This is a genomic window from Ascidiimonas meishanensis (assembly GCF_037782385.1).
In the GTDB taxonomy this organism is placed as follows: Bacteria; Bacteroidota; Bacteroidia; order Flavobacteriales; family Flavobacteriaceae; genus Ascidiimonas; species Ascidiimonas meishanensis.
The window spans coordinates 14037-27803 of sequence record NZ_JBBEXD010000016.1; the positions used below are offsets into that span (position 1 = coordinate 14037).

Here is a 13767-nt window from a genome sequence, read left to right on the forward strand (position 1 = left end):
AGTATCAACCAAAAAAGTATTCAAAATTATGAAAAAAAGAACTTTACGCAACGTATTAAAAAATAAGGTGCTACCTTATTTTAAAGACCAGCTAAAAATGAAAGCCACCTTTGTATTCATCTTCTTCTCTATCCTTCAGATTGCTGCTAATCCGGGATATGCTCAGGACAAGATAGAACTAGACCTAAAAGATGTTACACTTAATAAAGTGCTACGTGAAATAAAAAAACAAACAGACTACAAGTTTTTCTTTAGGAGCGATGACGTAAACCTGAAAGAAAAAAAATCTATTAAAGCCAAGAAAGAATCCATAGAAAAAGTACTGGAAAAACTATTTGCTGGCTCTGGTATTCAATACAAAATTGTAGGCAAACAAATTGTTTTAAATAAAAAAATCATAGCACCCACTAAAATACGTAAACAAAGTAGAGAGGTAAAAGGTATTGTAAAAGATGCTCAAAATCTTCCGTTGGCAGGAGCCAATGTACTAGTAAAAGGTACCACTATAGGTACTCAAACTGACTTTGATGGTAATTTTAGTATTGAATTGCCTGATGGGAAAAATACTTTAGTAATATCTTTTATTGGGTTTGAGCCCAAAGAGGTAGATGTAACCGGAAAAGATACGATTGAAATTTCATTGGATGAATCAGCTGCCCAATTAGAAACTGTTGTTGTTGTAGGGTCTCGTAATCCCGCCAGAACCGCCACAGAAACTACTGTGCCTGTAGATGTAATTGATGTAAAAGAACTTACGGCACAATCGCCTCAGGTAAATTTAAATCAAATACTTAATTACGTAGCACCTTCTTTTACTTCTAATACCCAGACTATTTCTGATGGTACAGACCATATAGATCCTGCGTCTCTTAGAGGTCTTGGACCAGATCAAGTACTCGTACTTATAAATGGTAAAAGAAGACATACTTCTTCATTGGTTAATGTGAACGGAACTTTTGGACGTGGTAGTGTTGGTACCGATTTAAATGCCATTCCGGCGGCTGCAATTCAAAGAATTGAAGTATTACGCGATGGTGCTGCTGCGCAATATGGATCTGATGCAATTGCAGGAGTTATTAATATTGTGCTTGATAAGACTGTAAATGAACTTACTTTTAATGTAACTACAGGAGCAAATTTTTCCAAAAATGCAAACGAACAAACTGGCGGAGTTGATGGTGCCACTACTAATATAAGCGCAAATTATGGACTCCCATTGGGTGATAAAGGTGGTTATATAAATTTTGCAGGAGATTTTGATTACCGAAACGATTACAACAGGATGAAAGAATGGGAAGGGTCTATTTTTAATGCTTATAACGCAATTGAATTTGCTGCTTCCAATGATGGTTTCAATATCTCTAATTTATTTACAGATGTAGATGCCATTAAACAATACGGAGCACAAGTGTCTCATTTTGATGCGGCACTTCAAAGTGATATTGCTAACGCAAGTACCATTCAAGATTTACAGGGAATTCTAGGTGTAGACGTAACCGAAGCAGAACTAGCAGCAAGAGGTTTAAATAGAACCGATTTCAATATGCGCGTTGGGCAGTCCGCAGTAAGAGGAGGGCGCTTTTTCGCGAATTTTGCTTTACCCTTAGATGATAATGGCACAGAATTATATTCTTTTGCAGGGATTGGCAGTAGAACGGGTAATTCTGCTGGTTTTTACAGGCTTCCAAATCAAAGTAGAACGTATACACCTGCATACATAAATGGATTTTTACCTGAAATAAATTCAAAAATAAAAGACAAATCCATTTCGGTAGGAATTAAAGGAAAAATAAATAACTGGAATGTAGATTTCAGTAATACTTGGGGACAAAATTCTTTCCTGTATGAAATTTCTAATACCTCTAATGCCTCTCTTCTAAATGCCACCCCTACACGTTTTGATGCAGGAGGCTTCTCTTTTACTCAAAACACAACCAACTTAGATGTAAACCGTTTTTATGAAGATATTTTTGCAGGATTAAATATTGCATTTGGGGCGGAACACCGTTTTGAGCGTTATGAAATTATTGCAGGTGAAGAAGAATCTTATTCTCAATATGATGCCACTGGAAGACCTATTATCTCTAGTACGCAAACACCCACAGTTGATTTCTTTGGAAGTCCAAGACCAGGAGGTTCTCAAGTGTTCCCGGGTTTTAGCCCAGCAAACGAAGTATCTAGGGAACGTTCAAGCATAGCAGGTTATTTTGAAGTAGAAGCAGATTTCACAAAACAGTTTTTGATGACGTTGGCCACTCGTTTTGAAGACTATTCAGATTTTGGTTCCACAATCAACTTCAAATTATCTGGAAGATATAAAATAGGCGAAAATTTTAACTTAAGAACCGCTTTAAATACTGGTTTTCGTGCTCCTTCTTTACATCAGCTTAATTTTAATTCTACCTCTACCATCTTTGATCAGGCGGGAAATCCTGTTGAAGTAGGCACATTTTCAAACGACAGTCGTGCCGCACAGCTACTTGGAATTCCACAACTTACCGAAGAAACTTCACAGAGTATTAGCCTTGGCTTTACCAGTAAAATTCCAAATGCAAACCTTACCGTAACTATAGATGGTTTCTTTGTGGCTATTGATGACCGTGTGGTTTATACAGGACAGTTTAGAGGTCCTGGTACAGGATCTGAATTAGATAATCTCTTAGCGCAAGCCAATGCAACTGCTGCTTCCTTTTTTGCCAACGCCATAGACACTGAAACAAAAGGTGTAGATGTGGTAATAACTCATAAGGGTTTTCTGAGCGATAAAGTACAGTTAAAATCAGATCTAGCAGCAACGTTCTCTCAGACCAGACAGGTAGGAGATATTAATGACTCAGAAGTTCTTAGAAACGCAGGATTAACAAGTACGTATTTCCCTGAAGACAGCCGTGTGTATTTGGAAGAATCTGTACCAAGAACCAAGATTAACCTTACTAATTCATTAACTACTAATAAGTTTAATGTATTCCTAAGAAATGTTTACTTTGGTGAGGTGACGGAAGCTACTACCAATGTAAATCTTCAGCAAGTATTTGGATCTAAGATTGTTACAGATTTATCTTTTGGTTATAAGGTAACAAATCAGTTTACAGTAACGGTAGGTGCTAATAACCTATTGGATATTTATCCAGATCGCGCCGCTCAAACTTTTGAAGGCGACACTGGAAATAATCGTAGTAGTGGTCGTTTTGATTGGTCAAGAAGATCACAACAATTTGGTATTGCTGGTCGTTTTCTTTTTGCCAGATTAAGCTTAAACATCAAATAATAACAGGAAATTTTTATACATAAAAACACCTTGCAGTGGCAAGGTGTTTTTTTATGCGTCTAAATGAATGTTTTAATGCGACGACTAAATCAAATTAATTTCATTTATCTTGATTTTGGAAGCTTGTTTTTATTAAGAAAAGCTTGCAAATCCATAAGAATCTCATCTTCGTCGTGATACTTCACAAACGGAATTGCTAAAAAATTAAAATAAGGTTCTCCTGCTTTGAATCCTCTTGGTAAATAACTTTCAAGTTCTATATCAAAAGATATTTCAATCTCCACTTCCATATATTGTAGGTTTTCCAAAACAAACGGAACCTCAAATGGATCAAAACCCTTCGGCAAATAATCTTCAATCTTATAGTCAAATACTACCTCTGGAGTTTCTTCTACATAGGTTATTGAATGTATATCAAAATATGCTTGATAAGGGCTAAAACCTCTTGGTAAATAAAGCTTAGGATCAAATCCTAATTCAATTTCTTCATTGTCTTCTATGTAAACTATTTCACTAAAAGTAGCGGCATCTTTTACAGGATCGGTCTCATTTTGCATAGCCAATACCGGAGCAAGGCTAATCAAAAAACTGGCAGCAAGTAGGAACTTTTTCATTTGGTCTATTTTTAAGTTTATTTAAAATCATCATTTTGATTTACACTACAAATTTCTGACAGAAATAATGATTAAACACTAATTTTATGAAAAATTTATACTCTCCAAAACCCTTATTTTTACTGGCCTCAAAAGCAATTTTCGCAATAAAAATCACATTTTACTAACTACTGTATAATCGTCCAGAGAAGAGTTTAAGGATATAGCTGCTTCTAGCAAGGTTTTCTAAGAAAAATGCAATTGTAAAGCAAATATTATTTAATTGTTAACCCCTTTTTTGTAGGCGATTTTATGATATTTTTTATCTAAAAACAGAAAGGTTTAACCATTGTTGGTTATTTGCATTTACTACCTTTTTAGTTGTATTCTTAATTAGTTTATGTAAATAAAAAAACTCCACTTTAGGAGTGGAGTTTGACTAACTAACAATTAACTAAATTCAAATGATTCCTAAAATCAATTAATCTTTACAAATTAGTTGCTTTACGGTACACATTAAAACCTTTTGGAAGGTACTTTTTGGAATCAAACCCTAGAGCTACTTCTTCCTCTTCTTCCTCTATATATTCAATAGAATGAATATCAAAATGAGGTTCGTAAGGATTAAATCCTCTAGGAAGGTAAGCAGATACGTCATACCCAAGATCCATTATTTCTTCTTCATCCTCTATATATGCTATACTATGAATATCAAAATAATACGCAGCGGCATCAAAATTATCTGGAAGATACGCTGCCGTATCAAAGTCGAATATAATTTCTGGCGTCTCGCGCACATATGTAATTGAATGAATATCAAAATAAGGCTCGTAAGGATTAAAACCTTCGGGTAAATATAATTTAGGGTCAAAACCTAAATCCACTTCTTCCACTTCTTCTATAAAAACAATACTGTCAATGTCTAATTCCTTAGACTCATTAGATTCATTAGTCTCAAAATTTACAAAATATGTATTCTGAAATAATGTCTCGGTACTATTTTCCTCATTATTGGTCTGTTGAAATAAAGTTACTTCTTGATTACTAACATAAGGGTCTGGATCTTCCTGCGGTGTGGCTGCTTCTTGTCCTAGTAGCAATCCACAAATAATAAATAATTGGTTCATTGTTTAAAGTTTTGATTATAATTTGATTGATATAAGTAAGACTCTAAAGAATTGAAATTGTTACGATTTTTGTGAAATTTTTAACGAATCGCCCAATTTTCTATCATTAATACACCTATTAATATATATCCAATTAAAAACTTAAGAAATCATTAACACAATTTGCCTCTTTAATTACAGTAATTTGGCGTTGAAACTCAAACATTTCATAAAATGACCAACAAAATACTCCTTAGATTTTTATCTTTTTTCCTCATTTTAGGAATCTACCAAACAGCAGATGCGCAACGAAAAAAGAAAAAAGACAAGAAAGGTAAAACAGAACAGACTGCACCTCCGTCTGCCAAAAGTAAAAAAGGGGGGATTCAACCTTATGATAAGGTGATCACAAAAAAAGTAAAAACAGATAAAGGACTTTTTGACACACATATCATTGAGGATGATTATTTCTATGAAATACCAGACTCCTTATTTGGGAGAGAAATGCTGATGGTTACTAGAATCGCCAAAACTGCCAACGGTATTGGTTTTGGCGGAGGAAAGCAAAATACGCAGGTATTAAGATGGGAAAAGAAAGCCAGAAAAGTATTATTGCGAGTAGTCTCGTACAATGTTTATGCCGCAGATTCTCTTCCAGTGCACGAAGCGGTCTTAAATTCTAATTTTGAACCTGTTTTATATAGTTTCCCTATCAAAGCATTTAATAAAGATACCACGGCTACAGTAATCAAAATTAATGAACTCTTTGAGAAAGATGTAAAATCTTTGGGATTACCGGAATCAAGAAGAAAAAGGTATAAAGCAACACGGGTTGATGATAAACGTTCTTTTATTGAACATATTAAGAGTTATCCGCTCAATATTGAAGCGAGACATGTAAAAACATATTTAGCTGGAAATCCTCCTTCTAATCAAAGTATAGGTTCTATTTCTTTAGAGATTAACAATTCAATGATCTTATTACCAAAGAAACCTATGAAACGCCGTTACTTTGATCAAAGAGTGGGTTGGTTTGCAAGGGGGCAAGTAGATTACGGACAGGATGCTCAAGAGAGCAAAACTGTAAGATATTTAGATCGGTGGAGATTGGAGGTTAAAGAAGAAGATCTTGAAAAATTTAAAAGAGGTGAACTGGTAGAACCTAAAAAACAAATTATTTATTACATAGATAGAGCTACTCCAGAAAAATGGCGTGCTTACATCAAACAAGGCATAGAAGATTGGCAGGTTGCTTTTGAGGCCGCTGGTTTCAAGAATGCTATTATTGCTAAAGACCCTCCTACCCCAGAAGAAGATCCTGAATGGTCTCCAGAAGATGTGAGATACTCTGTAGTACGTTATTTAGCATCTCCTATTCCTAATGCTAGCGGACCTCATGTAAGTGACCCTAGATCTGGTGAAATCCTTGAATCAGATATTAACTGGTATCACAATGTGATGACGTTGCTAAGAAACTGGTATTTTGTGCAAACAGCAGCTATTAATGAAGAAGCAAGAGGAGTTGCGTTTAAAGATGAAATTATGGGGCGCCTTATCCGGTTTGTTTCTTCTCATGAGGTAGGGCATACTTTAGGGCTTCCGCATAATATGGGAAGCAGTGTAGCTTTTGCAGTAGACTCTTTAAGATCTGCTTCTTTTACTAAAAAATACGGTACAGCTCCTTCCATAATGGATTATGCAAGATTTAATTATGTGGCGCAACCAGGTGATAAAGGGGTAGCACTTATGCCTAATATAGGAGTGTATGATAAATATGCTATTTCTTGGGGGTACAGACCTATTCTTGATAAAAATGAAGTAGATGAAAAGCCTGTTCTGGACAGCTGGATTCTTAAACATCAAGATGATCCAATGTACAGATTTGGCAGGCAACAATTTGGAGTTATTGACCCAAGCTCTCAAACGGAAGATCTAGGAGATGATGCGATTAAAGCGAGTACTTATGGTATTGCCAATTTAAAACGTATTGTTCCAAACCTGATTATCTGGACAGCCGAAGATGGAAAAAACTACAACGATCTTAGTACTATGTACAGACAGGTTCTTGGGCAGTACAATCGCTATATGGGGCATGTGTCTGCAAATATTGGTGGGGTTTATGAATATTATAAGACTTATGACCAAGAAGGTGCAGTGTACACACATGTTAACAAAAACCATCAAAAGAAAGCAATGCAATTTTTGCAGAATGAGCTATTTAAAACTCCCCAATGGCTATTAGAGCAAAATATTTTTAATAAAATTGAGCATGCCGGAAGCGTAGAGCGTCTTCGCAATACACAAGTACGAACGTTGAATAATATGCTTGATTTTGGAAGAATGGCTCGTATGATAGAAAATGAAACCATGAATGGCACAGAGGCTTATAGTCTAATTGATATGATGTCTGATCTGCGTAAAGGGATTTGGGAAGAGCTTCGCTCTGGAAAGAAAATAGATACGTATAGAAGGAATCTACAAAGAGCTTACCTAGATCGCATGGAGTATTTAATGACCAAAGATCAATCCCCTGTACCCTCAAGATTTAGAAGGTTTATCACGCGTACCAATATTGATGTTGCACAGTCAGATATTCGTCCTGTTGTCAGAGCAGAGCTCAACACCCTCAAACGCAGGCTTAGAAACGCAATAGGAATTACATCAGACAGAATGAGTAGATATCATCTACAAGACGCTTTAGAACGCGTAAATATGATTCTAGATCCTGATAAATAGAATAGAATTCATTACAAATAACAAAAAAAGCGCCGTAATGGTGCTTTTTTTGTTAATAATCTCATAATTCACCATACTCATTTAAACCCTTTGATCAATTCAACGTCTTACTATTAAATAATAAAACACATAGCAACATGAAAAAACTTATGCATTTGGCAATTCTGCTTTTACTTAGCACAGCAGTTTTTGCACAAGAAGGGCCAAGAAAAGGACTAAAAAAAGGAATGAATGATTTTACTCCAGAGCAAATAGCTGTACTTCATACCAAAAAAATGACATTAGCACTGGATTTAACTACTCAACAGCAAAAAGAGCTGTTAATTCTAAATACAGAACTAGCTAAAGAACGCAGGCAACATAGAGAAGAGCGAAAGGCATTAAAAGAAGAGGGTGTTAAGCTTAGCTCGGAGCAGCGTTTTGAACAAATGAATGAGCGATTAGACAGACAGATAGAGGTTCACAAGAAAATGAAAACATTATTGAATAAAGAACAATATTCATTGTGGAAACAGCATCAATTAAAAAAAGGTAAAAAACTTCACAAAAATCGTTTAGAACATAGACGAAACGGATAAAATTTGGTTTGGATTGATTGGAAAACCGCTATGATTTTAGATGGATAATCTAAAACACATAGCGGTTAATTTTTAAATTGATTCGGTTAAAGTTCTGCCGCTACTTCGGCAGCAGCATTTATAGTGGTATCTAGATCGCTATAACTTAAGGCATCATTTAAGAACCAGCTTTCAAACGCACTTGGAGGTAAATATATTCCTCTTTTTAACATCCCATGAAAAAATTTCTTAAAAGTTTCATTATTTCCAGTGGCTGCACTTTCAAAATCAATAACTGGTTTATCCGTAAAATGCACTGAAATCATGGACCCAACTCTATTAATTTGATAGGTTATCCCTGCATCTGTTAGTACTTTAGCCAATCCGTGATGCAAATAATCTGTTTTGTCTTCAAGGCTTTTAAAAATAGAACTATTGTTATTTAATTCTGTTAACATCGCCAATCCAGCTGCCATTGCCAGTGGATTTCCACTTAATGTTCCCGCTTGATAAACGGGCCCTTCTGGAGCCAAATAACTCATAATTTCCTTCCGAGCAGCAAAAGCACCTACTGGTAATCCGCCGCCAATCACTTTTCCAAAGGTTACAATATCAGCAGTAACACCCATAAGTTCTTGTACTCCCCCTTTTGCGAGACGGAAACCTGTCATTACCTCATCAAAAACCAAGAGTATATCTTCTTGGTCACAGAGACTTCTAAGCTCGTTTAAGAATCCCTCTGCTGGAGGAATACATCCCATATTTCCTGCTACTGGTTCTATAATAATTGCACTGATTTCACCTTTGTTAGCAGCTACTAGTTTTTTTACATTTTCCAAATCGTTGTAACGTGCGAGTAAAGTATCCTTAGCAGTTCCCTGAGTTACCCCAGGACTATTAGGACTCCCAAAGGTGACAGCTCCACTACCTGCTTGTATTAAAAAAGAATCCGAATGCCCATGATAGCATCCGGCAAATTTGATGATTTTATCTTTACCTGTATAGCCCCTTGCAAGACGTATGGCGCTCATACAGGCCTCTGTACCACTATTAACAAATCTTATTTTATCAATATTAGGCACCATGTTAATTGCCAGTTTGGCAATTTCTGTTTCAATAGCGGTTGGCATTCCAAACGAAGTACCTTTAGTAGCCTTTTCTTTTACTGCAGCCACTACGGGCTCAAATGCATGCCCCAAAATCATGGGTCCCCAAGATGCAATATAATCAATAAAGGTATTCCCGTCTTCATCATATAAATAAGCTCCTTTTGCTCTATTGACAAAGATTGGGGTTCCACCTACCGAATTAAAGGCCCTTACCGGTGAATTTACTCCACCTGGTATTACTTTTGAAGCTTCCTTAAACAATGTACTACTTCGTTGGTATATCATAGTTATTTTGAAGATTTAATAATGAGTTCCTGACCAACATTAAGATTGGTAGTGTTCAAATGATTGATTTCCATAAGTTCAGAGACGGTCAACCCATACTTCTTTGAAATAGAATACAGCGTATCTCCTTTTGCGACCACATACATTTTACCCTTTATAGGGAGGTGTCTTTTGGTATCTTCTTTTTTTGCGCGATTTCTGTTTCCTTTAATTACTTCTCGATCATACCTGTAAAGCTCATACCTTTCAATTAGAGCAATAAGTTTCTGTGGATACTTTTTATCTGTGGCATAACCCGCCTTTCGCAAGCCTCTAGCCCATCCCTTATAATCATCTTTACGCAGCTTAAATAAAAAAGCATAACGTCCTCGCCGAGAAAGAAAAAGTGAATGATCACTAAAAGAATACATAGGATGGTTGTAGCGCCGGAAACATTCACCTTTTTCATCATCATCATGATAGGCACGGTCTCCCGTCCAACCTTTATGACATTTAATCCCAAAATGATTATTGCTTTTACGGGTTAATTCCCCTTTGCCGGAAGCACTTTCTAATATTCCCTGAGCTAACGTAATACTTGAAGGAATACCATAATCAATCATATTCTGCTTCGCGATTTCTTGAAACGTTTGAATATAATGTTCGGTAGAGGTAATATCAAAATAGACAAATTTTTCAGGAATTAAATTAGGCTCCCATTCTCTTGGTTTTTTTTCCTTGATTTCCTTTTTACGAGAACGTTCCTTTGATCGTTCTGACGCCACTACCTGTTTCTTAGGCCCACAGGACATTAACATCAATACTAAAAAAACAATACTATAAATCTTTTTTGTCATAGTGAATTAAAGGTAAATTTTTCTTCTTGAGTTTTTGATTCATTCCTGCAATTCCCTGGAGCCCCCCCGTATGAATAGCTAATATTTTTGTGCCCTTTTTAAAATAGCCTTTATTAACTAAATCCAGTATACCATACATCATTTTTCCGGTATAAACAGGATCTAAGGAAATTTTGGTAGTCTTATAAAACATATTTATAAACTCAATAAGTGAGGTGTTTATTTTAGCATAACCTCCAAAAGAGTAATCATGAACCAAGCTCCAATTTTCTTTTCGGGCAAATTTACAAATCTCTTTGGTTAAAAAAGCCCCCTCTAAAGCTGGAAAACCTAAAATTTGCTGTTTTTCGCTTGAACTATTAATAAGACCCGCTATAGTGCCACCAGTACCAACGCAAGTCGTAATAAAATCAAATTTGCTATCTTCTTCGTTTAAAATTTCTTCACAGCCCTTGACTGCTAGTTCATTCGTACCACCTTCAGGAATTATATAAAATGTACCAAACTCTTGCTTTAAATTTTCAAGAAAACTATTTTCAGTCTTTTTCCTGTATTCTTCTCTAGTAATAAATATAAGTTGCATGCCTTTCTCGTTGGCAAACTGCAAGGTTGGATTTTGTGGAATTTTAACTCGTAATTCTTCTCCTCTAATAATTCCGATAGTTTTAAAATTCCCCAGCTCACCTGCTTGCGCCACGGCAGCAATATGGTTAGAAAATGCACCTCCAAATGTTAGCAGTGTAGATTGCTTTTTTTCATAAGCCTCAAGAAGATTGTATTTAAGCTTGCGATATTTATTTCCTGAGATAAACGGGTGAATCTTATCTTCCCGTTTTATACTAAGATGAACATCTGCCATTTTTAATTCTGGGAGTTCAATAACTTCATTTGGTATAATAGAGGAGCAAAATTCTTTCATTTATTTTTTAAATACCTCAGAAATGTCCAAAACCTTCTTTTTTTCAGATACCTATTATCGTTCTCGTTAGTGTAAGCTTCTCGTTCAAAACAAATACTCTTATAAGCTTTTATGCGATTACGACAAACTAGCAAACGAATCAAATACTCTGTAATATACCACAGATAAAAAGGAACAACCAACAATTCCCTTTGTTGTCTTAAATGAATTCTTTCATGATTAACCAACTTATGGTTCTTACGCAATTCTTTACTTTTAACAAAGATAAATGGCCAGATAGTAATACCAACAAATCGCTTAGGGAGTATTAAACTTAAAACAAGAATCATTCTTTATTACAGCTTTAAAATTAAGTTACCTTTGTAAAAATACAATTTTGTTGCTGTTAATATGAAGAAAATTATTCCAATTGAAGAAGGCGATTTTTATTTAAGCCCCGAAGGATACAAAGTTTTTACAGAGCAATTTCATTTAAAACGCGGGTATTGTTGTGAAAGTGGATGCCGTCATTGCCCATACGGATACAACAAACAAACAAATTTTAGAAACAAAAACAAGTAAAGGATTTCCTGACGCTAGTTTTGGTAATTTTATAATACATGAAATTACATAAAAACCCTAAACATCAGAAAATCCTTAATCAACCTATTTTTAAAGTATTACTAAATATGTTCTTCTAAATGGTGATGTTCGTCAATTAACGGACCACCTTCAATAATTTGCTTGGACGCTTCACTAGCAAATTTTTCAAAATTTAAATGAAAAGAATGAGCCAGCTGTATAGATTTACCTATGTAAGCACTTTTATTATCCCAAGTATTTATAGGATCAAGAATCTCTGTAGGTACACCAGGACATTCTTTGGGCATAAACAATCCAAAAATAGGATGTTGTTCAAACTCAGCTTGATCTATTTCTCCTTTTAAAATTGCAGAAATCATAGCTCTTGTATATTTTAATTTAATACGTGAACCCACGCCATAAGGACCTCCGCTCCATCCTGTATTAATGAGCCAAACATTAACTCCGGCATCTTTCATTTTTTTACTAAGCATTTCAGCATAAACAGTAGGATGCAATGGCATAAACGGTTCTCCAAAACAGGCTGAGAATGAAGGTACTGGTTCTGTAATACCAGCTTCGGTACCCGCTACTTTGGCGGTATAACCAGAAATAAAATGATAAGCAGCCTGACCAGGTGTAAGTTTAGAAACCGGAGGCAACACACCAAAAGCATCACAGGTTAGGAAAAATATATTCTTCGGATTTCCGGCATAAGAAGGCTCCTGAATATTATCTATATGATAAATAGGATAACTCACTCTGGTATTCTGAGTAATACTACTATTTTCATAATCTACTTCTCCCGTTTCCTTAAAAACTACATTTTCTAATAATGCTCCTTTTCTAATCGCTTTATAAATATCAGGTTCTTTTTCCTCCGTGAGGTCTATAACCTTAGCATAGCAACCACCTTCAAAATTAAAAATAGAATTTCCAGCAGTCCATCCGTGTTCATCATCGCCTATTAGTTTTCTATCAGGATCTGCAGACAACGTTGTTTTTCCAGTTCCAGAAAGTCCAAAGAATATAGCGGTATCCCCCTCCTCTCCTACGTTAGCAGAACAATGCATTGGCAACACATTTTTTTCTACCGGAAGAATCAGATTTAAGGCAGAAAATATACCTTTCTTCATTTCACCAGTATAAGCAGAACCACCAACTAAAGCTATTTTTTTGGTAAAATTAAGAATAGAAAAATTACCTTGTCGAAGTCCGTAAGCAGCAGGATCTTTAGCCACATAACCAGGGGCACATAAAACCAGCCATTCTTCTTCAAAATTTTCAAGCTCAGCAGCAGCTGGTCTTAAAAACATATTATAAATAAAAAGGTTAGACCAAGGGTACTCTGTAACTGTTCGCACATTCATTCTGTATTCAGGATCTGCGCATACATAACCATCTCTTACATAAATTTCTTTTCCAGATAGGTATTGAACAATCTCATGATATAGAAAGTCAAAATTTTCTGGTGCAATGGGTTTATTTATTTTTCCCCACCATACTTTATCTTTGGTATAATCGTCTTTAACTAAAAAACGATCCTGCGGAGACCTCCCTGTAAATTTCCCTGTATTAATTGCAAGTGTTCCAGAGGCAGTTTCTTTGCCCATTTTCTTGTCTACAGTTATTTGCTGGAGTGTCTCTGGAGATAAATTCCAATGAGCTTTTACATTCTTCAATCCATATTTTTCAAGATTCGCTTTCATAAGTGTTGTCATTGTTTCCATTATTAAGGTTGATTCTATATTCAGTAACCAAAAGATTACCGTACAAAACTCGGGCAGGATCAAGAAA

The 13767-nt window shown here is 35.5% G+C and carries 10 protein-coding genes; 4 read left to right on the forward strand and 6 right to left on the reverse strand.

From position 1 onward, the window contains the following. Positions 1–28 precede the first annotated feature (28 nt). Entirely contained in the window at positions 29–3268 is a 3240-nt protein-coding gene (locus WBG07_RS18355) for a TonB-dependent receptor domain-containing protein (protein ID WP_340203457.1), read from the forward strand. A 104-nt stretch (positions 3269–3372) separates the two neighbouring features. Here the strand turns inward: WBG07_RS18355 and WBG07_RS18360 are convergent, their stop codons facing one another. Together WBG07_RS18360 and WBG07_RS18365 are read right to left on the reverse strand one after the other, a co-directional pair. Beyond that, the gene (locus WBG07_RS18360) at positions 3373–3882 is read right to left on the reverse strand and encodes a hypothetical protein (protein WP_340203459.1); all 510 of its coding nucleotides are present in this window, start codon (positions 3880–3882) and stop codon (positions 3373–3375) included. Positions 3883–4349: 467 nt separating this feature from the next. After that, a complete protein-coding gene (locus WBG07_RS18365) occupies positions 4350–4988 on the reverse strand; it encodes a hypothetical protein (protein WP_340203461.1) in 639 nt (212 codons plus the stop codon). A 213-nt stretch (positions 4989–5201) separates the two neighbouring features. Here WBG07_RS18365 and WBG07_RS18370 point away from each other — a divergent pair, with 213 nt between their 5' ends. Both WBG07_RS18370 and WBG07_RS18375 read left to right on the forward strand, forming a co-directional pair. Then, positions 5202–7703 carry a zinc-dependent metalloprotease gene (locus WBG07_RS18370; protein ID WP_340203462.1) on the forward strand — a complete coding sequence of 834 codons (2502 nt, stop codon included), beginning with the start codon at positions 5202–5204 and terminating at the stop codon, positions 7701–7703. Positions 7704–7840: 137 nt separating this feature from the next. Further along, complete coding sequence (locus tag WBG07_RS18375) at positions 7841–8281, forward strand: hypothetical protein (protein ID WP_340203464.1); 441 nt, start codon at positions 7841–7843, stop codon at positions 8279–8281. 86 nt (positions 8282–8367) lie between these two features. Here the strand turns inward: WBG07_RS18375 and hemL are convergent, their stop codons facing one another. Genes hemL through WBG07_RS18390 form a run of 3 tightly spaced genes read right to left on the reverse strand, consistent with a single transcriptional unit; the run spans position 8368 to position 11409 of the window. Then, the gene (gene hemL / locus WBG07_RS18380) at positions 8368–9654 is read right to left on the reverse strand and encodes a glutamate-1-semialdehyde 2,1-aminomutase (RefSeq protein WP_340203465.1); all 1287 of its coding nucleotides are present in this window, start codon (positions 9652–9654) and stop codon (positions 8368–8370) included. Positions 9655–9656: 2 nt separating this feature from the next. After that, positions 9657–10490 carry a glucosaminidase domain-containing protein gene (locus WBG07_RS18385; RefSeq protein ID WP_340203467.1) on the reverse strand — a complete coding sequence of 278 codons (834 nt, stop codon included), beginning with the start codon at positions 10488–10490 and terminating at the stop codon, positions 9657–9659. Next, positions 10471–11409, reverse strand: coding sequence for a 1-aminocyclopropane-1-carboxylate deaminase/D-cysteine desulfhydrase (locus tag WBG07_RS18390; protein ID WP_340203469.1), 939 nt, complete (start codon positions 11407–11409; stop codon positions 10471–10473). The genes WBG07_RS18385 and WBG07_RS18390 overlap by 20 nt, the downstream gene beginning before the upstream one ends. 390 nt (positions 11410–11799) lie before the next feature. On the opposite strand from WBG07_RS18390, the gene WBG07_RS18395 reads away from it, so the two are divergent. After that, positions 11800–11970 (forward strand): DUF5522 domain-containing protein, encoded by a 171-nt coding sequence (locus tag WBG07_RS18395; RefSeq protein ID WP_340203471.1) that lies wholly within the window; start codon positions 11800–11802, stop codon positions 11968–11970. Positions 11971–12071: 101 nt separating this feature from the next. Here WBG07_RS18395 and pckA read toward each other — a convergent pair whose 3' ends face one another. Further along, complete coding sequence (gene pckA, locus WBG07_RS18400) at positions 12072–13700, reverse strand: phosphoenolpyruvate carboxykinase (ATP) (RefSeq protein ID WP_340203473.1); 1629 nt, start codon at positions 13698–13700, stop codon at positions 12072–12074. Positions 13701–13767 lie beyond the last annotated feature (67 nt).

Excerpts from the sequence above, each read along its gene's own strand:
- WBG07_RS18355 (WP_340203457.1), top strand. The coding sequence starts at position 29 with ATGAAAAAAAGAACTTTACGCAACGTATTAAAAAATAAGGTGCTACCT.
- WBG07_RS18360 (WP_340203459.1), bottom strand. The coding sequence starts at position 3,882 with ATGAAAAAGTTCCTACTTGCTGCCAGTTTTTTGATTAGCCTTGCTCCG.
- WBG07_RS18365 (WP_340203461.1), bottom strand. The coding sequence starts at position 4,988 with ATGAACCAATTATTTATTATTTGTGGATTGCTACTAGGACAAGAAGCA.
- WBG07_RS18370 (WP_340203462.1), top strand. The coding sequence starts at position 5,202 with ATGACCAACAAAATACTCCTTAGATTTTTATCTTTTTTCCTCATTTTA.
- WBG07_RS18375 (WP_340203464.1), top strand. The coding sequence starts at position 7,841 with ATGAAAAAACTTATGCATTTGGCAATTCTGCTTTTACTTAGCACAGCA.
- hemL (WP_340203465.1), bottom strand. The coding sequence starts at position 9,654 with ATGATATACCAACGAAGTAGTACATTGTTTAAGGAAGCTTCAAAAGTA.
- WBG07_RS18385 (WP_340203467.1), bottom strand. The coding sequence starts at position 10,490 with ATGACAAAAAAGATTTATAGTATTGTTTTTTTAGTATTGATGTTAATG.
- WBG07_RS18390 (WP_340203469.1), bottom strand. The coding sequence starts at position 11,409 with ATGAAAGAATTTTGCTCCTCTATTATACCAAATGAAGTTATTGAACTC.
- WBG07_RS18395 (WP_340203471.1), top strand. The coding sequence starts at position 11,800 with ATGAAGAAAATTATTCCAATTGAAGAAGGCGATTTTTATTTAAGCCCC.
- pckA (WP_340203473.1), bottom strand. The coding sequence starts at position 13,700 with ATGGAAACAATGACAACACTTATGAAAGCGAATCTTGAAAAATATGGA.